The sequence below is a fragment of the Paraburkholderia phenoliruptrix genome (genome assembly GCF_047325075.1).
Taxonomy (GTDB): domain Bacteria; phylum Pseudomonadota; class Gammaproteobacteria; order Burkholderiales; family Burkholderiaceae; genus Paraburkholderia; species Paraburkholderia phenoliruptrix.
Genome location: NZ_CP168530.1, coordinates 2,268,020 through 2,290,367 on the forward strand (window position 1 = coordinate 2,268,020; position 22,348 = coordinate 2,290,367).

The window sequence follows — 22,348 nt, forward strand, 5'->3', positions numbered from 1 at the left end:
CACCTGCTTCATTCGTCATTTCTTTTTAAATTCAGGAGACACTTCACATGCAGATCACCGGAATGTTGCACGGCGCACGCCTGCTGCAATTTGTCGGCTTTCCGTCCAGCGAAGTGCTGGGCCCGGGCGCCAGCGAGGAAGAGATCAAGTCGCTCATCGACCGACACGGTCAGATATTCATCAAGCCGGTGTTCAAAGGCGGTGTCGGCAAAAAGGGCAAAGCGGGTCTGCTGGGCCGCGCCACGGATCTCAAGACGGCGCTCGCCGAAAAGGAACGGCTTTACTTTGCCGAGCACGTCGTGGGGCATATCAGGGCCAAGGCAAACGGCGTGACGTTCGAAGCAGGCGTGCCCGCCAAGCACGAAGTCTACTTTTCGATTACCGATTCCACGCGCTTTCGCGCTCCGACCATGACGCTGTCGCATATGGGTGGAATGGACATCGAGGAGGTCGATCCAAAGTACGTCGCGATGGTGCCGTTCGATGCGCTGACGGGACTGAAGGCGTTCGTCGTCGCGAATGCGCTGAGCGAGATCGGCGCGCCGCGCGAAATCATCTCGCCGCTCGTGCAGCAATTACCGAAGCTCTGGGAGCTCTTTCATGACTTCGGCATGACGACGCTCGAACTGAATCCGATCCGCATGCGCGAAGATAAAAAGGGGCGTCTGACGCCCGTCGCCTGCGACTTCAAGTGCGGTTTCGATCGCGACGATCCGCGTTTCTCGCGGCTCGGCCTCCCGCCCCATCTCTTCGCCGCTGACTACTCGGATTTCGAGCAGGAGATCAATCAGCTTCGCACGCACCAGGGACAAAGCGATGTGTACGTGATCAACGATAAGGGAACCATCCTAGCGCCCACCTTCGGCGGCGGCGCGAACTCGCTCGTCACGGAAATGCTGGGCGACGCGGCCATCATATCGTCGGACTTCGGCGGCAATCCGCCGTACGAGAAGATGAAGGAAGTGGCACGCATCTGCTTCCGGCACTGGCTCAAGCAGTCGAACGTACTCTTCATCATCGGCGGCAAGTCGAACAACACCGACATCTACGAGACCTTGCGCGCGATGGCCGACGCGCTGCGCGAGCACTTCAGCGCGCATGGTCCGACGCCGCTCTACGTCGTGCTCGGACGCGGCGGCCCGAACCTTGTGCGCGGCATGTCCGCGCTGCGCGACACCTGCGATTCGCTCGGCCTGCCTTACCGCCTCTTCGGTTTCGATTCGGACATCAGCGAAGTCATCCAGTACGCACGCAAGGCCGATGCATGGATGCAGGCAGGCGGACGCTCGCAGGTCGCGGCGCGCATTGGCGCGCGCGACGCTCAATCGCAAATGGCATCGGCCTGAGGAGATCGACATGAACAAGCAAGGCAACAGCCACTTCAAATACTTCGTCGGGATCCAGTCGCTGGCAGATATCGCCACACGCGAAGATCGCGTCTGCGTGCTCAATATCCTCGGCGGCGAGTCATCCGATGTGACGCCGGTGAGTCACGCCTTCTCGGGCGCGAATGTGGTGTTCGGCACGGCGCCCGGCAAAGGCGGACAGGTGCTCGCGACGCCCGCAGGCGACATTCCAGTCTTCAACAATGTCCGAGAGGGTCTGGAAGCCGGTCACCGGTTCAACTGCGGCGTCGTGTATCTGCCGCCCTCGGCCGCGCGCGACGGCGTGGCCGAGCTGATCCGCGTGAATCCGGATCTGCGCAAGATCTTCATCATTACGGAGAAGATTGCCGTGCACGACGCGCGTGAGATCCGCGCGATGGGACAGCAGGCGGGCATCGACATCTTCGGCGCGAACGGGCTGGGCGTCGCGGACTCCTGGCAGCGCGTGCGGATCGGCGGTGCGCTGGGCGGTGACGATCCGGGCGCCACACTGCGGCAAGGATCGATCGCGATCTTCTCCAACTCCGGCGGCTTCAGCACCACGATCGCCCAGTACCTGCGCATGAGTGGCTGGGGCACATCGACCGTCATTTCCAGCGGGAAGGATGTCTACATCCACTATGCCGCGCCAGAATTCGCGTTTGCCCTTGCCAACGACGCGCGCAGCAAGGCCGCCGTGCTGTACTGCGAGCCCGGCGGGTACTACGAGGCCGACGCGCACTTCAACAAGCCCGTGGTCGCCTGCGTGGTGGGCCGGTGGAAAAGCCGTCTCACGCGCGCAGTCGGACATGCGGGCGCGATGGCGGGTGGCGCCGACGATGCGCTCGCGAAGGAACGCTGGTTCAAGGAGAAGTTTGGCGTTGAACGGCTCTTCACGCCCGACGATCCATGCTGCTCGGCGAAGGGCGCGGTGGTGACGAACATCGCCCATATCCCTGCCGCCCTCACGGCGGTAATGCGCGCGAATGCAACGATGCCTGACTTCGAGCCTGAAGGTAGCCTCGCGCTCAAGCCGTGGTTCGGCTCGGATCAGGGGCTCGATCTGCCCGCCGATCTCGCGCTTGCAGTCGTGAAAGCGGTAGCCCCGTATGACGAACAGGTCGCGCGGGTGAATGACCAGATTGGGGCGATGCCGCCCCGGCAGCCGATGAAAGACGCCTCGGGTGCCTCGCAGATGGATGCAAAGACGCAGGTCAGCAGCCTGCACGGCGTATCGATGCTCGAAGCGGCGACGCATTCGTTCGAAGCGAACGTGTGCCTCGCACTGTTACACGAGTTCGGCGGCGCAAACGACGAAAAGCTGATCGATGTCGCGGTCGGCGCGGCAGTAAACCTGTACGGCACACCTGAACTGGCAGCGGCGCAAGCCGCACGAGAAGCGGGTAACGCACCTAACGCGGTGCTCGCCGCCGCAGCGGCGATCGTCGGACCGAACCGCCAGCGCGCGGCGCGCGAGGCAGCGAGGCTGATGATTGACCGCTTCGCGGCAGCGAAACTCGCGGACGCGTTCGATCGCGATTTCGACGTCGACGCGATAGACACCGAGGGCAGCGCGGCGCTCTTCTCTGACCATCCCGATCCGGCGGCCGAAGCCATGCTCGCGGGGCTGGCCGCACGCAATGTGAGTTCAGCGTTCGTGCGATGGCTCGCGAACGGCCCGGGACATCCACGCGCGGACGCCGTGCTCGCCGCGATTACGACAACGCTTGCCTGGGGCCCGCTCATGCGCAAGCGCATCTCGCGTCTGACGGCGGAGAACCTGCCCTGGTGGACGAAGCTCTTCGGCACGCTGATCGGCGCCTCGGCGGACGCGTCGCGCCACCAGCCCGACAGCTTCTGCGCGTTTTCCAACGAGGCACTGCTCGGCGAGCGCTCGTTGACGGAAGTGGCATTCGCAGCGCTGCTCGGCGTGAATCCATCCGATGACGACCTGTTCGCGTTCCGAACGCTAACCGGCTTGCTGCTCACGAACGGGCCCGGCGCGATCTCGGCGCAGGGCTCGAAGGGCGCGGTGTCCGCCGACGGCCCCGAATCGCCCGAACGCGTGCAATTGAATAAGGCGCTGACAGGCTTTCTCACACACACCGGCTATACGCACGGCGGCAACGGCTATGAAGGTATTGCGTTTCTCAACGAGGCGTTTCGCGACAGCGGCCTCGACGATCCTGCCAACGCGCAACACGGCGTCGATCTCGAAGCGCTCGCGCGGCGCTCCGTCGAACGCTATGCACAGTACAAGGCCCGTCAGAAGCATGCGGGCAGCCTCGACATTGCCAAGTTGCCGGGCGTGAACCATCCGGTCTTCAAGGACAAGCCGGTCAATCACGATCCGCGCGAGGTCTTCATCGCGGGGCTTTATGAGGCGCGCGGCGAATACAACGCGTTTCACGCGTACTACCGCGCGCTGGTGCAGGCCTTATTCGACGCGGGCGTGTCGCGTACCGTCTACTGCGTCAATGTCGATGCCGTGATCGCCACGTTGCTGCTGAAGATGCTGTGGCAGCCGCTCAAACGCGGGGAGTTCAGCGAAGCGGACCTCGAAACCTCGGCTTTCACGATCTTTCTCTATCCGCGCATGCTCGGCTGCGCCGCGGAAATCGACGATCACCTCAACCGCGGCCGAAACATGGACACGCGCACACCGGCTTCGCAGTGTCGTTTCGTTGCCTGACCCGCTGGCCTCTGATCGTCGCCACCGCCCGGGCCGCGCCCATAAGCGCGCCCGTAGCGACGAACATTGCCATGACGGTGTTCTTCAGTCGAAACATGGTGTGTCATCCAAAAGACCCGCCCCGCACGTGCGGGACGAAGGTTGAAGACGAAAGGCTAACGGGCCGGTTCAGGCGAGATTCGCCTTGTCGAGGCCGAATGCCTTGTCGGCCGATCCGGGCACCGTCCTGCACGCGATGTTTGCGCACGCTCAGCCATTAGTCCCAGCGGCTGGGACCGCGCGCCAGACGTCCACGCTCATTTGTTACTCACCTGAGTTTGCCTGAGACACACATATGCATCTTGGAAAATCGTATAAGGTAACGGAGTTTCTGGTTTGGACTCGCCGGCAAATCTACTGGCTTCTGATCTGGGGTTGTGTACCGGTCGTGCTGTACAAGCTCTTTGCTTTTACCTGTTTATCGGTACTCCTGACTATCGTTGTTCTGCTTGGAGCTGCATCGTCGTTTATTGTCGGCTTCAAAAATGTCCAAACGTACAACAGGGCAACAGAAGCCCTCGACATATGGGTTGACATTCTGGGCAAAAGTCGCCGATGGGGACAAATCACCCGCGATCTCGTCGAAGACAAACAACTCTCGCGAAAACTGGTGTATCGGCATCTTGCGTGGCTGACCGCCCTGCGGAATGAGCTACGTCGACCGCGTATCTGGGAAGGTGCCGGCAAGCGTTTCAACGCGGAATATCTGCGGTTTTACCGCGTGCCGGAGTGGGAAAGAGAAATTGATGAATTGCTGCCGGATTACTTGCCCCCTTCGGAAGCAGCGCAAGCGATCTCGTCCCCTTCAGTCCCAACACATATATTGAACCTGTAAGGCACTTCACTCAGGATGCTTCACACTACGGGGTGTCTGGACTCCAACTTCTACATGGAGCTTCAAAAGGCGCTCGGCGACTTCATAGCGCTGCAGTCAAGAGCAGAAGGTTTCAAGAATTTCCCCTATCCACGTCAATACGCAACGGTCAGCTCGTTATTTGTGAAGTTCTTCTGCCTGCTATTTCCATTCGGACTGCTTCATGAATTTGACAAGCTCAACGATGGCATGACGGGCTTCATGCAAGGCAACATGATATGGCTAGTAGTGCCATGCAGTGTCGCGGTGTCGTGGATGTACACGTCGCTCGAGCAGGTTGGGGAAAGCACGGAGAATCCGTTTGAAGGCGGCGCAAACGACGTTCCCATTTCAACGTTGTGCAGCATTATCGAGCGCGATCTGAAGGAAATGCTGGGGGAGCAGACCGCCAACCCAACCGTGGACGCAATCATTGCACTCTAGCTGCCGCATAAAACCCCCGCCGACCGCGCAATTCGATGCCGAAGCCGCAAAGCGGGCGCGGAACTACTGCGTTCGGTGGGGAACGCTGTCGGGAAAAGGATAGGGCGCGTGAGGGCCCGGCCATTCCGGCGCCGGCGGCCCGCTCAAGGCGTCGCACCCAGCTAGTGGAGATAAAACTATTGCGGCGAGCAAACTGATTGCGATCGTTCGCCGCGCCGATTGTGTGCTCATTCTTGCCTCCGGACGAACCTCACTTTCTCATTGGACTTTTGACTGCTGAGCAGGTTGCATTCTGCGGAAGGCGACGCCCCCCCGCGAGCCACTTCCGCGTGTGCCGTGATGCATTAGCGGCCGGCAGCACATGCAGTTCGTCGCCCAAGCGCCCTTCTGTCACGGTGGCTTCTGCATCCCGCCACGGCGGCGTTGATGCAGATCAAGCCGGTTAACCTGCACGATGGCTTAAATGGACAGACGATCCGATCCTCGCGCCACCCGAAGGCCTTTCAATGACACTCATCGACAAACTCAGTCGCACTTCGGCGAATGCAAGTGCAAATGCAAATGCAAACGCGCCGGCCCGTCATGCCCCGGACGAACCGCAGTCACCGCGCGAGGCAACGCTCCTATTGCCCGAACCGGTGCCGGCCTCGACATGGCATGCCGACAGGGCGTGCGGCGCACGGGCCGAACGCGTGCGCCGCCTTATCGAGAGTCCGACCTATCTGCAGGCTGACGAAGATCCCGACTTTCTGCGGCGCCCGGAAATGTGCGGCGTTCGGCTGCAACTGGACTATTGGAAGACCGAACAGACATTGCAACGCCATGGTATAGCGCACACGATCGTCGTGTACGGCAGCACGCGGATTGTTGCGCCTGCGGCGGCGCGTCGACTGATGCGCAACGCACAACGCATCTGCGAAAGCGCACCTGAGAATCCGGCGCACCAACGCGCCCTGCGGTCAGCGAAGCAAGTGCTCGCGAGAAGCCGCTATTACAGCATCGCGCGCGAGCTGGGGCGTATAGTCGGTCGCGCTCGCTGCAGCGCAGCGCTGTCGTCCCTCGCTACTGTCACCGGGGGTGGGCCCGGCATTATGGAAGCAGCAAACCGCGGGGCGCATGGCGTCGGGGCGCCCAGTATTGGCCTGAACATCGCGTTGCCCCGCGAACAGCAGCCCAATCCGTATCTCACACCAGAACTTTGTTTCCGGTTCCATTACTTCGCCATCCGCAAACTTCACTTGTTGGAGCGTGCGCAAGCCGCTGTCTTCTTTCCGGGCGGCTTTGGCACCTGCGACGAGCTCTTTGAGGTGCTCACGCTGCTGCAGACCAGCAAGATCCGGCCGCTACCCGTTGTTCTCGTCGGCGAATCGTTCTGGCGGCGGGCCATCGATTTCGATTTTCTGATCAGCGAAGGAATGATCGCCCCGGAAGACATGGCGCTCTTCAGCTTCTGCGAAACGGCCCCGGAGATCTGGGCCACCGTGGCGCGGTGGCACCGGCAGCGTGAAACGCAAGCAACGTGCGTCACTTGCGTACCCGTTACGAAGGAGTGCGCGATCGAATCTCTCGCGGCATCCTCGCCGCATCTTCATGGTTGACGCGCGTCAAGCAGCGCCGGCCCGGCGCTGCTACCGTAAAACAGATGCGCCGATCCGCGTGTGCATGTATGGCCGTTTCGTTGAATGGAGTCGATCATGACCGATGTGCAATTGCTGCTCTCCTACGAACCCGCGCCGCAGCGCGCGCCCGCGAGGGCGCAAGGCGAGACGCCTGCCGTCATCGAACTGCCCCGGCCGGATATGGCCAGTGGCTTACCGCTCATGAAAGCGCTGGCGCTACGCCTCAGCACGCGCGAGTTCTCCGACGCACCGCTGAAGGCTGCGACCCTCGGCGCATTGCTGTGGGCCGCCGACGGCGTCAATCGTCCCGCAACAGGAGGCCGTACTGCCCCGTCTGCGCATGCATTCAATGAAGTCGACGTCTATGCGGTGCTGTCCAACGGAGTGTATCGGTACGATGCATCCCAGCATCGGCTCGTTCTCAAACACGCAAGCGACGCGCGCAATCTGACGGGATATCAGGACTTTGTCGGAGCCGCGCCGCTCGACCTCGTGTACGTCGTCAACACGTCACGCGTGCTCGACATGCCCAAGGCACAGCGCGACACGTTTTCCGCGGTCGCAGCCGGTGCAATGGCACAAAATGTGTCGTTGTACTGCGCTTCGGCCGGACTCGGATGCGTCGTGCGGGGCTGGATCAACCACAGGCTGCTGAGCGATGCGCTCAGACTGAACGAGGACGAATTGCCGATTCTCGCGCAGACGGTAGGTGAGCTGGCAACGACAATGAACTCACTGGCCGATTAGCGTCGGCGGGCTACAAGGTCGCCGACAGCGCAACAGCCGGCTGGAAGTCGAGACCACCTCCGCAACCACTGGTTCAAATAGGCACGACGACAGCGCGGGAGCAGGCGTGGCCATTCAGTCGACAAGGCGCAAGCGCATACGAAAGGCGCAGCAGGCCGGCAACGGCATCCAGCATCGCGCAAACCGTATGCGTGCAGCGCAACGATCACTGCATGGACTCGACGAGGCCATGCGCAGACCCTGCACTTATCGACATCCGGCAGGCAGAGTCGTCAGGATCGAAACCCACATATCGGTGGTCTACCTCGCGGGTCGCTTCGCGTACAAGGTCATCAAACCGGTGGCGCCCGGATTCGCGGATTTCACCGCAGCAAATACTCGTCTGCGGTGTTGCGAAGCGCAGGTGCGCCTGAACAGGTCGCTGGCACGAGGCCTGTACCTCGGCGTGCTGCCTGTCGTGCGCCTTGGCAGGAAAGTCGCGCTGGGAGGCCCGGGTGCCCCGTTCGAACACGTCGTGAGAATGCGTCGCTTTAACGAAGCAATGCTTTTTTCCAGGCTCGCTGAACAAGGCAAGCTCTCGTTTCGGGACGTCGAGCGCGCGGCCGGGCGGCTCGCCTGCTACCACGGGCAGGCGCCGCGGCGTGTGCCGAGGACTGCATACGGCAGCGCCGCGCTGCTCCGTCAGCAGATTGAAGCCGTGACCGGCTCGCTGCTGGCAAACTTCAGCCATCCTGCGTTGCATGAAGTGTCGGCCTGGTGCGCGCAGCAACTCGCGAAGCACGAGGCCGATATCGACAGGCGCCGTGCCGAAGGATTCGTGCGCGCGTGCCATGGCGATCTGCACCTCGACAATCTGGTGCGCTGGCGCGGCAGGATAGCGATGTTCGACTGCATCGACTTCGATGACGCCTTGCGCTGGATCGACGTCGCCAACGACATTGCGTTCCTCGCGATGGACCTGCGGGCGCACGGCGGAGACCGCCTCGCCAGCCGGCTACTGAACCGCTGGCTCGAAACCTCGGGGGACTACGACGCGCTCTCGCTCATGCCCTTGTATAGCGTGTATCGCGCACTCGTGCGCGCCTGGGTCGTGTGTCTCAAAGCAAACAGCGCTCCGCAGGATGAACGCGCCTCGGCCACGCGCGGCGCCACGCGGTACATCGACTTTGCGCGGGCCGTGGCGCAAAGGCCGGATCCCGTCCTGCTGCTTTGCCACGGCTACTCGGGTTCGGGCAAGTCCGTCGCGAGCCGCGCATTGGCGGATTTATGCGGCGCCGTGCGCGTGTCGAGCGATACCGAACGCAAGCGCCCGCCACGGACTGTCCGCGCCCTGGACGGGAACGTCTCCCTACCTTACACGCAGGAAGCGCGACATGCGATCTACGCGCGCCTTCTTGGCCTCGCGTCGGACGTGCTTCAAACCGGCTATAGCGTGATTGTCGACGCCACCTTTCTCGAGCGTCGTCATCGCGATGCATTTTTCGGGCTCGCGAGGCGTCTTAGCGTACCTGCCGCACTGCTCGATTTTCGCGCGGAAAAGCGGGTGCTGCGAGAACGGATCGATGCGCGCAAAGGGGCCCGGCCGATGCGTCCGACGCTGATAGCGCCACCTTGCAGCTGCAGCTCGCGAATTCCGACCCGCTCACAGCCGACGAAATGTCGCGAACCTTCGTGTTAGACACCGCCGTGCCGCTCGCGCACTTCGACTCGCCGGCGTTCTGGGCACCTGTGCTCGACTTCGTCAACGCCGCCCGGTCTCGCCCGCAGCCATCGCATAGGACAGCTGACGGCTTTTTTCCGAGCGGCTAGTCGCAGAAGCGGAAGTATCCGCTGTGCATGAGCACGGGCTTTGGCCCGATTTCCTCGAGCAGATTGGTTGCCGCTTGCTGGATGTGGCGCCGATTCGATTCAAAGGCGGCGAGCAAGTCCTCCTCGCGCAGCGAGGCCGCGCCGAAGTGGTCCTCCAGCGCCTCCGCGGTAATGGCGCACTGCACCGGCACACCGTCTGCTTCAGCAGGAAACGCAACGACGAGATCGCGCGCGCAATACTCGGGGCTTTCATTGGGGAAATAAATCTTCATGAAGTCCACCTGATCGAATGACAGCAGAAAAGCTCGCAGGCTCACGTGCCGGCATGCTTCGTACAGCGTCCGCCACACGTGTGTCTGTCAGTCAGAATAGTGGCTAGCCGCACGTCGTCGAATTCACGCCGCGGTCTGCGCTTGATCGAGGTCAATAGCGGTGAAGGCGCGCGATACATGCTTCAATTTCCTCTGCCGATAAGAGACGGCGAACGGCTGGCAGTGCTGCTTTACCTGCGCGGCACATTACAATGGTTTCGCCTGCCAGGAAACGCCGCGGCAGCACAGTCGGCTGTGCCCGTCGTCGCTGGGCACGGCTCACGCCGATCTGAATGCGACACCGTCAAATCGGACATCGCCATGTACAAGTCGATAGCGTGCATCGCCGCCTGCATCCTGTGCGTTGCGGGCTGTGCGCAGAGTCCCGCGATCCCGCCGCCAACGGCATGCACCGCCGGTCCGCCGCTCGATCTCACGCGTTACATGGGACGCTGGTACGTGATCGCGGACACACCGTTTCTGAGCGAGCACGACTACGTCGGCAATTACGACGAATTTACGCTGCTGGCCGACGGCAAGATCGACGACCGATATCTGGGCCGACGGCACGATTTCGGTCAGCCCGTCACGGGAAGCCGCTTCGTCGCGAAAGTCATTCCCGGGACCGGCAACACGAAGTGGCGCGTGGGACTTATCTGGCCTTTCGAAATCGTCGTGATCACTGCCTACGTTGACCCGGAATATCGCTACACGGTCCGCTGCATGGCCGATGGCAATATGGTCTGGGTGCTGGCGCGCGATCCTCAAATGGACGAAGGCGCCTACCGGGACGTGCTGGCCCGGCTCGCCGCGATGGGGTTCCACACCGACCTGCTACGCCGGGTCCCGCAGAAGCCGGAGCAAATGGGCCAACCGGGCTTTCAGTGAGTCCGCTGCTCAGCCAGCTACCGTCTCCCGCGCGGATTGGTGTGCCTTTCCTTCTATTGCCTGCTGCAGCATCTCGTGGTCGAGTACTTCGCGCTCGCTCCTGCTATAACGCGTCACCCTATGGCGTGCCATGGCGATGGCGCGCTCGAGATCGTTCTCCGCGCCCGTCGATACATCGCCGAATATGAGCTCTTCCGCCACGCGGCCGCCGAGCAGCGCATCCAGCCGGTCAAGCAGTTCGCCATGCCGCAACACATAGCGGCGGCACCTGCTGGGTGTAGCCGAACGCCGCCACGCCGCTGCCTTGTCGGCCTCCGCTGCGTGCAGCGCGGCCTCGTTGACGACATTGGCCAGATCGGCGCCCACGAACCCCGGCGTGCGCGACGCGAGCTCATTCAGATCGAGGCCTCGGGCGCTACCCTGCCCACCTCCGCGATATCTTCAATGCGGGTGTGCTCGCCGGCTTGACCTGTGTCAACGGTAAATGCGACGCAACCAGCATGGCCGACGCGTAAGCGGCGCGTAAGCGGCGCGAATCAGGCCGCGAAGTCAGGCCGCGAAGTCAGGCCGCCAAATCAGGCTGCGAAGAGCCGTGTACCCATGGCAGCCAACGGCGGCAGCGGCGGGAACACGTCCCACGCGCCGCTGCCGTGCCTGAAAAAGACAATGCTCAAGGGCCGCGCCGACACCTGGCCTTCCAGACAGACATAGCGCACGCCATTGCTGCCGAAGCGTCCGGTCTGCGTGACATGAGCCGGAATTGACCGCGTCGGCGCAAGCCATTTGTCGACAAGCGCTCTGAGGGACATGCTGTTGCCGTTCATCTCGTGCTCCTCGGTCTGTCTTTGACGGCGCCCGAATGTGTTTCGGCCGTTCGTTGAATTCATTATTGAGGACACGTCTTGCGATTTAAATCAGCGACGCTTGAATCGCTTGTAGTCGGCAGGGTGAAGCGGTAGGAGTTTTCTTACTTGCCGTTGTCGTTTGGCTGAGGAGGCGCCGTCGTTCATTTAATTAAGTGAATCACCTGCACACGCCGCCCGTCAACCGCGCCCGCTGTCAGCGCACCACGAGGCGGTCCACCACCGCTTTAACGCCGGCGGTGGAGCGCGCCGCGCCCTTCACGATGGCACGCTCGATGGGCGAACTGACCCTGCCCGACAGAATCACCCGGCCGTCTTCCACTTCCACGCCGACATGTTTCAGTTCGCGATCCGTGTGGCGCTGAATCGCCTTGCGGATATTGCATTCAATGTCGACTGTGGACGCCGAACCCCGGATCCTGATGTTGTTGGTCACGCCCGTCACGCCGCGCATGTGCACGATGTTTTTCTCGGCGATACGACTACGGTAGCCGTCTTCGACCTCGCCGCTCAGTGTCACCCAGCCCTTCTCCACCTTGATCCGGATGCCGCTGTCTTCCAGCCCGGCGATCCATTCGAGCACCGCGCGCACGCTCAAGGCGACGTCTTCGTCCGTACGCTGTTCCGTGGCCGGCAGTTTGACGTCGATGCCGATCACCACCGCGTCGACACCCTCGATTCGAAGCGCGCACTTTTCGGCCGCGACCTTCGCCGCGTAGTTTCGAACATGCCCCGTGAGCGTGACGATGCCGTCGACCACTGCAACGCCAATTCCGTTTGCGTCGACAGCCGGACTGTTCGTCAGTTCGTCCTCGACTTCCTGCTTCAGTTGGCTATCCGGCTTCATGGCTTTGTCCTCGTGAAAATGGCTCGCGGCACGACGATCGGCGTACGCCTGCCGATGTGCGCATTCTGGGCGCGCCGTCTCGATGATGGTTGATGCATATCAAGCGCCAGCCTCCGGCCGAGACCCTGCACTCGGTGTGGTTATGAAGATTCGTTGCGCGCGCGTTTGACTGTGATCAATCGTTTGCCGGCGACCGCGCCTATGCTGCACTACACAAACGGACCGAGTCGCGGGATCGCAGCCAATTCGATCCGCCAATGGACTTTGTCCGATCTCGTGCACGACCGCCCTGCAACCCTCGAATCGGATCCGTCGAGCCCACCCATGGTCACCGTCAACCGCAGTGAGCACGAGCTTGCCCACATCAGCTCGATGATCGGACAGCTCGAACGATTGCTGGAGCGGGAGTCCCCGCCCTCTTCGCAAGCCGTTTTCCACGCGGAATACTGGCGACGCCGCGTGGAGTCGCTGTTGGCGCAGGCCGGCACGGCGACGCCGGTCGCGGCCCGTGCGGCCGTCCTCATGGCGAGACTCGACGCACTGGACGACGCCCTCGCGTCGGCGCCGCGCAGCGCCCGCCCCGTCAGCCGATAGCGCCGCACGGAGACCCGCCCTATCATGCCGCGCCCGCTCGCCTGCTGCGATGCTGGGAGCGTCGATCGCGAGGCGCTGAAGCCGGTTCACCGGCTGCTCGCATACCGCTCAGCTCGATCTGTCCGTGAGCGAGAGCCGGTTCGCCCGGAGGCCGGGTGAGCCGCTCACGTTCGGCGTCAAACCGCCGCCATGGACCATTGTGGCTGTCGACTGGTTTTATCGCTCGCCCCAACTCACATCAAACTCGCGCGTAACGCCCGGCGCCTGACGGCGCTTCAACATGTAACCTGGGAGTGCTCAGCACTGAACCGGACATGGCGGCGCCTGCCGGGACAACTCCCTGCATTCGCTGCGGTGGCAGACGCCTTTCGGTAGAATCTCTTTTCGATTCCCACATTCGTCCATTTCCGGAGGCAGATGTGCCAGGCTTACTTCCTGATGTCGACCGCGAGGGACTCCTCGAATATTCGGTCGTGTACACCGACCGTTCGATCAACCATATGTCGCAACTCTTTCAAGGAGTCGTACGCGATATTTCCGGCGCACTGAAAACCGTCTACAACGCGAAGTCGGCCGTTATCGTGCCGGGCAGCGGCACTTTCGGCATGGAAGCCGTTGCCCGTCAGTTTGCGACGGGCAGAAAGTGTCTCGTGATCCGCAATGGCTGGTTCAGCTTCCGCTGGTCGCAGATTTTCGACATGGGCGGCATTCCGTCGGAAGCCATTGTGTTGAAGGCGCGCCCGGTCGAACCAGGAAGGCAGGCCGCGTATGCACCGGCGCCGATCGAAGAAGTGGTCGCCGCGATCAGGGAAAACAAGCCGGATCTGGTTTTTGCGCCGCATGTCGAAACGGCATCCGGGATGATGCTGCCCGACGCCTACTTGCGCGCGGTAGCCGACGCGGTGCATGCCGTCGGCGGCATGTTCGTGCTGGATTGCATCGCCTCCGGCACGGTGTGGGTCGACATGCAGGCCACCGGCGTCGATGTCCTGATCAGTGCGCCGCAAAAGGGTTGGAGTGCGTCGCCCTGCTGCGCGCTGGTCATGCTGAGCCCGCTCGCCCGTGAAAGAATCGACGCAACGACCAGCACCAGTTTCGCCTGCGACCTTCGCAAATGGCTGCAGATCGTGGAAGCCTACGAGAACGGCGGCTTTGCCTACCACGCCACGATGCCCACGGACAGCCTCGCGACATTGCGCGACGTCATTAAGGAAACCGAAGCATATGGCTTCGACAAAGTGAGACTGGAGCAGCTCGAACTCGGCGAGCGCGTTCGCTCGCTGTTGACCGGAAAAGGCTTCAGAAGCGTGGCGGCCGAAGGTTTCCAGGCTCCCGGCGTCGTGGTCAGCTACACGGACGACGACGGCATACGAACCGGCAAGAAGTTCGCCGATGCCGGCTTGCAGATTGCGCCTGGCGTTCCGCTCGAATGCGACGAACCTGATGACTTCAAAACTTTCCGCATCGGCCTTTTCGGCCTCGACAAACTGCATGACATCGACGGCGCGGTGGCGAGGCTGGCCAAGGCGTTGGAGAGGATCGTTTAGCGCGACATTCATGCCCGCTCCGGCCATCAGCAAGACAGGCGAGCGGGCATGTGCCTCATTCCGGCTGACGCTCCTATGCAAGCACAGCCACACCATCAGCCGCCCGTACGCCCTGACCCGCGGGGAGCACGAAGATCGGATTGATTTCCGCTTCGACAATACGCTCGCCAAGCTGCGTCGCCATTCGCGCAAAAGCGACGATTGCGTTGGCGAGCGCGTCCACATCCGCGCGCGGCCGCCCACGATACCCTTTCAGCAGCGGCCACGTCTTCAGTTCACGGGTCATTTCGAGCGCGTCGTCGCGCGACAAGGGCGCATCGGCTGAGAGCAGCCGCATCGTCGTGTCCTTGAACAGTTCAGCCGCGACGCCGCCCATGCCGAGCAGCAACGCCGTGCCCAACGGGTCCCGGTGAAGCCCCAGAATCAGCTCGGTACCACCGGCCACCATTTCCTGAACGAGGAACGCATTCGCGGGTAGGCCGGTCACGGTCTCCACGTCGTCGCGCATGCGATTCAGGCGCGCGCCAATGCTTTCAGCGGACAGTCCAACGGCCACGCCGCCGACATCGCTCTTATGGGTAATCGTGTTCGACAGCAGTTTGAGAACGACCTTGCCGCCCAGCTCGCGAGCGGCGCGTTCGGCTTCGGCCGCATTGGTGACGACTTGCTCGCGTACCCCGGTCACGCCGAAGCGCGCAAAGAGCGCCTTGGCCTGCGCTTCGTTTAGCGATCCTGAAGGAATGTCGTTGACCTCTACGGCTGCTTCAGCGTTCTGTTTGGCCGAACTCGCTCCACGCTGCCTGAATGCGGCGTGCTGCTTCATCGCAGCGAGTGCGCTCGTCACGCTTTCGGGCGACTGGAACGCCGGCACGCCCTGCTCGTTCAGCAAGCGTGTGATCTGCGGCGCGTGGGGGCTCACAAAGGCCATCACGGGTTTGTCGCTTCCGGGCAGCGAATCGCGGATCGCGCCGGCCATCAGGTCCGGCATCGCGAGCCCCGACGAACCGACGATGACGGCAACTGCGTCGTAACACGGGCTGTCGAGCAGCGTCGCGATTGCCCCGCGCAACAGCGCGGGCTGCAGACCCGCAAGCGTCACGTCGATGGGATTGCGGTCGAGCACCGCGTGGTCGCCCGTTTGCAACGCGCGCAGCTTTGCAGCAGTCGCTTCGTCGGGCGGCGGCGTCTCGAAGCTCGCCATGCCGAGGCTATCCGCGACGAGCGTGCCCGCGCCGCCGGTCGAGGTCAGAATCGCCACCCGTCGCCCGCCGAGTCTGCGACGCGTCGCGAGCGCCTGCGGAACATCGAGCAGATCGGAAAACGTCTGCGCGCGAATCACGCCGACCTGGTTGAACAGCGCGTCATACATGCGGTCGGAGCCGGCCAGCGCGCCCGTATGCGAGACCGCCGAACGTGCGCCCGATTCCGAGCGCCCGATCTTGAAGACGACGACCGGCTTACCCGCTGCCGCCGCGCGCAAAGTCGCGCGCCGGAATCGCTCCGGGTGACGCAGCCCTTCCAGGTAGAGCGCGATAACCGAGGTGGAATCATCGTCGACCAGATAGTCGACAAAGTCCGCCATGTCGAGATCGGCTTCATTGCTCGTCGACACGAGCTTCGACAAGCCGATGCCGCGTGCTGCCGCGCGCGACAACAGCGCACCGAGAATCCCGCCGCTTTGCGACACCACGCCGATCCCGCCGACGGCGAACGTGTCGGTTTCCAACGCCCCGCTTGCCGACAGCGTGATGCGATCGGTGAGGTTGACGAGCCCGATCGTATTCGGGCCGAGCAGACGCATGGAACCCGCGGCCTCGAGCAATCGCGCCTGACGCTTCGCACCCTCGTCGCCCGTTTCCGCGTAACCGCTCGCGAGCACGATGGCCGCGCTCGTCCCGCGGCTCGCCAGCTCCCGCACCGCAAGGTGCGCGCGTTCTGCGCCGAGCAGCACGATGCCGACATCGGGCGCGCGCGGCACCGATGCGACATCGGGATAGCAGCGCAAGCCGTCGATCGAGTCATAACGCGGATTGACCGGATAGATGTCGCCTTTGAAACCGTGCTTTCTCAGATAGGCGACGGGTCGGCCCGAAGTCTTGGCGGTGTCCGCCGATGCGCCGACTACCGCTACGCTCGCGGGCCGCATCAGTTTTGAAATTGCGTCCATGTCGATCTCCTTCGCTCAGCGGGTCGCGTTCAAAAACGCGAGCACCGACTCGCGATGTTCGCTGCTGGTATAGCAGACGGCCTGTGCCTGGCTGCCTTGCGCAAACACCTGGTGCGCAGATAGTTCGTAGCTCTGATTAAGGATGCTCTTGCCGAGCGCGAGCGCAGTGGCCGAACCATGGCTCAATTCGCGGGCCCAGGCTTGGGCGTCAGCAATCAACGAACCGGGTTCGCTCAGGCGATCTGCGATACCGATTTCCAGCGCCTCTTTTGCTTCGACCTTGCGCCCGCTGAAAATCAATTCCTTCGCGCGCGCGAGACCGACGCGTCGCGGCAGGAAGTACATGCCGCCGCCGTCGGGAATCAGCCCGCGTTTGATGTAGCTCCACGTAAAGCTCGCTTCCTGCGACGCGAGGACAAAATCGCACGAGAGCGCCATATCCGCGCCAAGACCCGCCGCTGCACCGTTGACGGCCGCGATGGTCGGTTTGGGCATCGAATAAAGCAGATTGACGGTGTGATGCACGAGCTGCTGGCGGGACCAGCCGTTGAACGCCACCTCGCCAGCCGGCGCCTCCATGCGTTGCGCCATGCCGCTGATGTCCCCGCCCGCGCAGAAGCCCTTGCCGTTCCCGGTCAGCACGACGGCGCGCACGGCGCGCTCGCGCGACACGGTCTCTAGCGCCACGATCAGCTCGGCCCGCATTTCGTTGGTGATGGCGTTACGCTTTTCAGGGCGGTTCAGCGCGATCGTGGCGATCCGCGACTCTATAGTCACTTGAATGGTGGATGTGCTCATGCGTGTCTCGATGATTGAACTGGATTCGACCGATAACGTCGATCTGCCCATGCAGCTTAGCGGCACAGGCCGCGCACGGCACCTCTCCAATTCCACTGTGTGGAACGCGTTGATAACCCGGGTAGCGGGCGGCCAGTTCCACACAATGGAATTGCCAGATTGTCATCGGGCGACGAGTGCCGATAATGAGTTCCGACGCAGGACACTTGCCATTGACGATCCTGCGGCCCATACCAGTCCGGAGACATGATGCACGCAGCCCGCTCCACTCCCGTCGACGTCAGCACCGTCGCGCAGCCGCAGACAGAGGCCGTTTACCGCAAAGTCACGTCGCGGCTGCTGCCTTTCCTCTTTATCTGTTACGTCTTCGCGTATCTGGATCGCGCCAACATCGGCTTCGCGCATCTGCAGTTTTCGCGCGACATCGGTCTGTCCGACGCCGCGTTTGGTCTCGGCGTGGGACTCTTCTACGTCGGTTACATGCTGTTCGAGGTGCCGAGCAACCTGTGGCTCGCTCGGGTCGGCGTGCGAAAAACCCTCATGCGGATCATGGCACTGTGGGGCATCGTGTCGGCCGGCACCGCGTTCGTGCAGACACCGACGCAGTTCTACATCGCTCGCGTGTTGCTCGGTGCGGCGGAAGCGGGATTCTTCCCCGGCGTGATTCTGTACTTCACCTACTGGTTTCCTGCCGCGCGCCGCGCGCGCGTCACGTCGATCTTCATGACGGCCATCTGCGTATCGGGCATCGTGAGCGGCCCCGTATCGGGATGGATTCTCAACAGCATGTCGGGTCTCTTCGGCTACAACGGCTGGCAGTGGCTCTTCATTATTGAAGGGCTTCCGTCAGTCATCGCCGGTATCTTCGCCTATGTCTATCTGACGGACCGCCCGGAGCAGGCCACCTGGCTCACGGGCGACGAGAAGGCACTGCTTCTTGCTGAACTCAGCCGCGACGCACAAGCCAAGGCGGCCCGCGCGCAGGGTTCGATCTGGGCCGCGTTGAAGGAGCCCAGGTTCTATTTCCTCACGTTTGCGTATTTCAGCGTGCCGTGGGCGAGCATCGTCGTGCATATCTGGGCGCCGAGCGTCATTCAGAAAAGCGGCGTATCGAACTACTGGTATATCGGGCTGCTTTCCGCCATCCCGTATGTGGTCGGCGCCATCGCGATGTATCTGCTTGGCCGCAATTCGGATCGCATGCTGGAGAGGCGCTGGCATTTCATGGCGAGCGCATTGATGGCCGCGCTCGGCGTCGCGCTGCTGCCGAGCGCGGCGAATCATCCTGGCGTCCTTGTCGCGCTGCTTTGCGTTGCGACGGCGGGCTACCTCGGCATGCTGTCACTGTTCTGGACGATTCCGCCCGCGTATCTGTCGAGCACCGCCGCGGCAAGCGGCATCGGCCTCATCAGCAGCCTCGGCCAGTTCGGCGGGATCTCCGCGCCCTCGGTGATCGGCTATGCATCGACCCATTTCGGCAGCAGCGCTTTGGGCCTCTACGCGGTTGCGGTCGTTTCCATTCTCGGCGGTCTGGCGGTGGTGCTGGGCATTCCGGCTCGCGCAATCAGCGAACGCCGCGAATGAAACCGGCGCGCGAGGACCTCATCCTTCGAGGCGCTCGCAGGCAGCTTTGATCTCATCGCGCAATTGCAACAGGGCCGGTGCCAGTTCCCGCGCGACGCTGTCTTTCGGAGCCGCCGTGCGGACGCTGAAGTTAAGGACGAGCAGCCGGTGTCCGGGAATGTCGAGCGGCGTTGCGAGGGCGATCACTTCGGGCTGCCAGCTAGCGACGCAATAGCCGTATCGATGCACGTCATTCGCGGCCTCGGCGATGTCTTTTGCGAGGCGCTCCCAGCCGCTGCGTCCGCGACGCTTGAATGCATGCATGAGACGGGCGAACTCGGCCTCCGGTTGCATCGCGAGATACGCGCGACCCAGCGACGTCAGTTCCATCGGCACGCGTTGCCCCGAAACAATCGTGCGTAACGAGGCTCGCTGGTTATAGCGAATCGACTCCAGGTAGACCATTTCCTCGCGGTCGGCGCCCGCAATGCCGACATTGATGTGCCTCGTTTGAGCCGCATCGCGTATCAGCGGCCCTGCCGCATTGAGTATGGTCGATCCGCTGCGCAGCGCCTGGGCGAGGCTGAGCACCGGCAACCCCAGCCGATACGCCCTGCGCGCCGCGTCATGCTCCAGATAACCGGCCTTGACGAGCGTTTGCGCGAGACGGCTCACCGTCGCCTTCGGCAGGCCGGTGCGTTCCGCGAGATCGCCGTTGCCGAGCAGCGTCGCACCGGGACCGAAGGCGCGCAGCAATTCCAGCCCGCGCGCAAGCGACCGGTTGGACGAAGAAGCACGTGATTCGGGCTCGTGATTCGCATGTTGGTCCGCCCGTTGGTCCGCTTGTCGATTCTTGTTCGCCATAGACAGTGAAAAACGCTGGAACTGCTAACAAAGGGTATTCCGATGATCATCAACCAGGCAAACTTCCGACGTGCAGTGCTGTGCACCGCGTTCATCAGCTCGCTGTCAGGCGCAGTGTATGCCGCCGACGTTCATGTGCTGGCAACGGGGGCGCTATCGGCAGCGTTCCGGGAACTTGCACCCGCTTATGAACAACAGACGGGGAATCACCTCATCATATCGTGGGGCCCCTCCTACGGCACGTCCCCCGACGCGTTGCCCATGCGCATCAGGAGCGGCGAAGCCATGGACGTCTGCCTCATGATCCGCCCTGCACTGGACGAGCAGATCAGGAAGGGAAAGTTTGTCCCGGACACACGCGTGGACATTGTTGCTTCCCGCATCGGCGTCGCGGTGCAGGCCGGTATGCCCAAGCCGGACGTCAGTAGCGTCGACAAACTGCGCGATACATTGCTCGCCGCCCGATCAGTCGCCTTCTCCGAAGGCGCGAGCGGCACCTATATCACCGAAACGTTGTTCGAAAAGCTTGGCATTGCCGATCAAATGAAAGCTCGAAGCGTTCAGATCAAGGGGAAAGAACTCGTCGGCACGGCGCTCAAGCGAGGCGACGCCGAACTCGGATTGCAGCAGATCAGCGAACTGCGCGCCATTGATGGAATCGAGTACGTCGGACCGCTTCCCGAAGCAGTGCAGAAGACAAGCATCGTTTCCGCCGCGCTGGCTGCCAACGCAAAAGAACCGGCAGGTGCGGCGGCGCTCATTTCTTACCTGAAAACGCCGGCGGCGTCGGCTGTGCTCGAAAAGACGGGACTGGATCCCGTCCAGCCCGCGAGGTGAAACCTGACCGGGCCGCAAGCCCGCGCGGCGCAAAAGCTCAGCTAGCCGAAGTTGCCCGGATACAGTTCGGCGCTCATGTCGAGATTGCCGGTTTGCGCGTAGATCAGCGGCTCGCCTCGGGCGTCCGTTATCGCCCCATCCACGACCCGGCCAGTCACCAGGCGGTGGTCTCCCGCCTCGAAGTCGTTCACCGCCTCGCATTCGAAATGAGCGAGCGCATCGAGCAGTAATGGCGCCCCGGTCCTGCCGGCTCGCCACGGTACGGTCGCGAGTTTGTCGACGCTGCGCCCCGACTGCGTGCCGAAGTGCTTCGCAAGCGGCTGTTGGTCCGCTCGCAACACATTGATGGCGAACACGCGACCGTTCCGCAGGAGCTTGTACGACTCGTGCTCCGGGCCGATCGTGATCGCCACGAGCAACGGCGAGAACGAAACCTGCATGATCGAACTGGCGGTAAATGCATTACGGCGCTCGCCGTCCGCCACGCCGACCACATAAACGCCAGCCGTCAGGTGCCTGAAAAGATCTGCGATGCGCTTGCTCATCGTAAGTTCTGGGTGAGTCTTGCCATGAGTTTTGCCGTGAATCCCGCCGCGAATCCTTGTGTCGACGCAAAGCCTGTTTCATCATAGCGCCGCTGATCGTGCCGCGCCACGCACTCGCCGGGAACGGGACTTGCGGCGCGGACAGGTTCAAATCACTATCGGCTATTCATCATGAAAGACTCCAATCTCAGCAACCGGTTTCACTCGAAAGTAGTCGTCGTCACAGGCGCCGGCTCCGGTATCGGCGAAGGCACGGCGCGTCGCTTCGCGGCAGAAGGCGCGTCTGTCGTGCTGGCTGGGCGCACTCGCGAGAAGCTCGAGCGGGTCGCGCGCGATCTGGACGGCGAGCGCACGCTCGTCCATCCTTGCGACGTCTCCAGTTACGAGGCGGCCGGGCAACTGATGGACGCGACGCTCGCGCGTTTCGGCCATCTCGATGTACTCGTGAATAACGCCGGCATTGCGCCGACGGGCCGCATCGACGAAGCCTCGCTCGACGACTGGCGTGCGATCATGTCGACCGACCTCGACGGCGTTTTCTATTGCAGCCGTGCGGCCATTCGCCATTTGATCCAGACGCGCGGCTCTATTGTGAATGTTTCGTCGGTGTCCGGACTGGGCGGCGATTGGGGCATGAGCTTCTACAACGCGGCCAAGGGCGCGGTCACCAATTTCACGCGCGCGCTGGCCCTGGACCACGGCCGCGACGGCGTGCGTGTCAACGCGGTCTGCCCGAGCCTCACGGCGACCGACCTGACGCAAGACATGTTGAGCGACGAGAAACTCATGGCCAAATTTCGTGAGCGCATTCCGCTCGGCCGCGCAGCCGAGCCCGACGACATTGCAGCGGTCATCGCGTTTCTCGCGAGCGAGGACGCGCGTTTCGTGACCGGCGTGAATCTTCCCGTCGACGGAGGCCTCAGCGCCTCCAACGGTCAACCGCCGCAGGCATGAGGG

At 62.6% G+C, this 22,348-nt stretch carries 19 protein-coding genes and 2 pseudogenes; 12 read left to right on the forward strand and 9 right to left on the reverse strand.

Going from position 1 to position 22,348, the window contains the following annotated elements:
* Positions 1-47: 47 nt before the first annotated feature.
* Together ACEN8U_RS10030 and ACEN8U_RS10035 are read left to right on the forward strand one after the other, a co-directional pair.
* Entirely contained in the window at positions 48-1,346 is a 1,299-nt protein-coding gene (locus ACEN8U_RS10030) for an ATP citrate lyase citrate-binding domain-containing protein (RefSeq protein ID WP_310108830.1), read from the forward strand.
* A gap of 10 nt (positions 1,347-1,356) precedes the next feature.
* A complete protein-coding gene (locus tag ACEN8U_RS10035) occupies positions 1,357-4,056 on the forward strand; it encodes a CoA-binding protein (protein WP_310108833.1) in 2,700 nt (899 codons plus the stop codon).
* A gap of 168 nt (positions 4,057-4,224) precedes the next feature.
* On the opposite strand, the pseudogene ACEN8U_RS10040 reads toward ACEN8U_RS10035, so the two are convergent.
* Positions 4,225-4,299 (reverse strand): annotated as a pseudogene (locus ACEN8U_RS10040) (carboxymuconolactone decarboxylase family protein); the annotation flags it as partial.
* A 91-nt stretch (positions 4,300-4,390) separates the two neighbouring features.
* Here ACEN8U_RS10040 and ACEN8U_RS10045 point away from each other — a divergent pair.
* From ACEN8U_RS10045 to ACEN8U_RS10060, 4 genes and pseudogenes are all read left to right on the forward strand, one after another.
* Positions 4,391-5,392, forward strand: a pseudogene (locus ACEN8U_RS10045) (bestrophin family protein).
* Between the two features lie 506 nt (positions 5,393-5,898).
* The gene (locus tag ACEN8U_RS10050; protein WP_310108836.1) at positions 5,899-6,990 is read left to right on the forward strand and encodes an LOG family protein; all 1,092 of its coding nucleotides are present in this window, start codon (positions 5,899-5,901) and stop codon (positions 6,988-6,990) included.
* 96 nt (positions 6,991-7,086) lie between these two features.
* Positions 7,087-7,758 carry a SagB/ThcOx family dehydrogenase gene (locus tag ACEN8U_RS10055; RefSeq protein WP_310108838.1) on the forward strand — a complete coding sequence of 224 codons (672 nt, stop codon included), beginning with the start codon at positions 7,087-7,089 and terminating at the stop codon, positions 7,756-7,758.
* Positions 7,759-8,299: 541 nt separating this feature from the next.
* Positions 8,300-9,436: a bifunctional aminoglycoside phosphotransferase/ATP-binding protein gene (locus ACEN8U_RS10060; protein ID WP_310108841.1), complete on the forward strand. Its 1,137-nt coding sequence runs from the start codon at positions 8,300-8,302 to the stop codon at positions 9,434-9,436.
* 127 nt (positions 9,437-9,563) lie between these two features.
* On the opposite strand, the gene ACEN8U_RS10065 is transcribed toward ACEN8U_RS10060, so the two are convergent.
* Positions 9,564-9,839 carry a DUF1488 domain-containing protein gene (locus ACEN8U_RS10065; protein WP_035477276.1) on the reverse strand — a complete coding sequence of 92 codons (276 nt, stop codon included), beginning with the start codon at positions 9,837-9,839 and terminating at the stop codon, positions 9,564-9,566.
* 360 nt (positions 9,840-10,199) lie between these two features.
* Here ACEN8U_RS10065 and ACEN8U_RS10070 point away from each other — a divergent pair, with 360 nt between their 5' ends.
* A complete protein-coding gene (locus tag ACEN8U_RS10070) occupies positions 10,200-10,766 on the forward strand; it encodes a lipocalin family protein (RefSeq protein WP_310109626.1) in 567 nt (188 codons plus the stop codon).
* A 9-nt stretch (positions 10,767-10,775) separates the two neighbouring features.
* On the opposite strand, the gene ACEN8U_RS10075 is transcribed toward ACEN8U_RS10070, so the two are convergent.
* The 3 genes from ACEN8U_RS10075 to ACEN8U_RS10085 form a co-directional block, all read right to left on the reverse strand.
* Complete coding sequence (locus ACEN8U_RS10075; RefSeq protein WP_310109628.1) at positions 10,776-11,165, reverse strand: hypothetical protein; 390 nt, start codon at positions 11,163-11,165, stop codon at positions 10,776-10,778.
* Between the two features lie 176 nt (positions 11,166-11,341).
* Positions 11,342-11,590, reverse strand: a complete 249-nt coding sequence (locus ACEN8U_RS10080; protein ID WP_310108843.1) for a hypothetical protein — start codon at positions 11,588-11,590, stop codon at positions 11,342-11,344.
* A 235-nt stretch (positions 11,591-11,825) separates the two neighbouring features.
* On the reverse strand, positions 11,826-12,476 hold the full coding sequence (locus ACEN8U_RS10085) for a BON domain-containing protein (protein WP_310108846.1): 651 nt from the start codon (positions 12,474-12,476) through the stop codon (positions 11,826-11,828).
* Positions 12,477-12,800: 324 nt separating this feature from the next.
* On the opposite strand from ACEN8U_RS10085, the gene ACEN8U_RS10090 reads away from it, so the two are divergent.
* Both ACEN8U_RS10090 and ACEN8U_RS10095 read left to right on the forward strand, forming a co-directional pair.
* Complete coding sequence (locus ACEN8U_RS10090; protein ID WP_368608406.1) at positions 12,801-13,070, forward strand: hypothetical protein; 270 nt, start codon at positions 12,801-12,803, stop codon at positions 13,068-13,070.
* Positions 13,071-13,489: 419 nt separating this feature from the next.
* A complete protein-coding gene (locus ACEN8U_RS10095; protein ID WP_310108851.1) occupies positions 13,490-14,617 on the forward strand; it encodes an aminotransferase class V-fold PLP-dependent enzyme in 1,128 nt (375 codons plus the stop codon).
* A gap of 73 nt (positions 14,618-14,690) precedes the next feature.
* Here the strand turns inward: ACEN8U_RS10095 and ACEN8U_RS10100 are convergent, their stop codons facing one another.
* On the reverse strand, positions 14,691-16,784 hold the full coding sequence (locus tag ACEN8U_RS10100) for an acetate--CoA ligase family protein (protein WP_310108853.1): 2,094 nt from the start codon (positions 16,782-16,784) through the stop codon (positions 14,691-14,693).
* Positions 16,785-16,799: 15 nt separating this feature from the next.
* Positions 16,800-17,582: an enoyl-CoA hydratase/isomerase family protein gene (locus ACEN8U_RS10105; protein ID WP_310108855.1), complete on the reverse strand. Its 783-nt coding sequence runs from the start codon at positions 17,580-17,582 to the stop codon at positions 16,800-16,802.
* 246 nt (positions 17,583-17,828) lie between these two features.
* Between ACEN8U_RS10105 and ACEN8U_RS10110 the strand changes: the two genes are divergently transcribed.
* Positions 17,829-19,166, forward strand: coding sequence for an MFS transporter (locus tag ACEN8U_RS10110; protein ID WP_374725922.1), 1,338 nt, complete (start codon positions 17,829-17,831; stop codon positions 19,164-19,166).
* 18 nt (positions 19,167-19,184) lie between these two features.
* Here ACEN8U_RS10110 and ACEN8U_RS10115 read toward each other — a convergent pair whose 3' ends face one another.
* The gene (locus ACEN8U_RS10115; protein ID WP_310108857.1) at positions 19,185-20,009 is read right to left on the reverse strand and encodes an IclR family transcriptional regulator; all 825 of its coding nucleotides are present in this window, start codon (positions 20,007-20,009) and stop codon (positions 19,185-19,187) included.
* Positions 20,010-20,051: 42 nt separating this feature from the next.
* Here ACEN8U_RS10115 and ACEN8U_RS10120 point away from each other — a divergent pair, with 42 nt between their 5' ends.
* Entirely contained in the window at positions 20,052-20,846 is a 795-nt protein-coding gene (locus tag ACEN8U_RS10120; RefSeq protein WP_310108859.1) for a substrate-binding domain-containing protein, read from the forward strand.
* A 41-nt stretch (positions 20,847-20,887) separates the two neighbouring features.
* On the opposite strand, the gene ACEN8U_RS10125 is transcribed toward ACEN8U_RS10120, so the two are convergent.
* A complete protein-coding gene (locus tag ACEN8U_RS10125) occupies positions 20,888-21,391 on the reverse strand; it encodes a flavin reductase family protein (RefSeq protein ID WP_310108861.1) in 504 nt (167 codons plus the stop codon).
* 171 nt (positions 21,392-21,562) lie between these two features.
* Here ACEN8U_RS10125 and ACEN8U_RS10130 point away from each other — a divergent pair, with 171 nt between their 5' ends.
* On the forward strand, positions 21,563-22,345 hold the full coding sequence (locus ACEN8U_RS10130) for an SDR family NAD(P)-dependent oxidoreductase (RefSeq protein ID WP_310108864.1): 783 nt from the start codon (positions 21,563-21,565) through the stop codon (positions 22,343-22,345).
* Positions 22,346-22,348 lie beyond the last annotated feature (3 nt).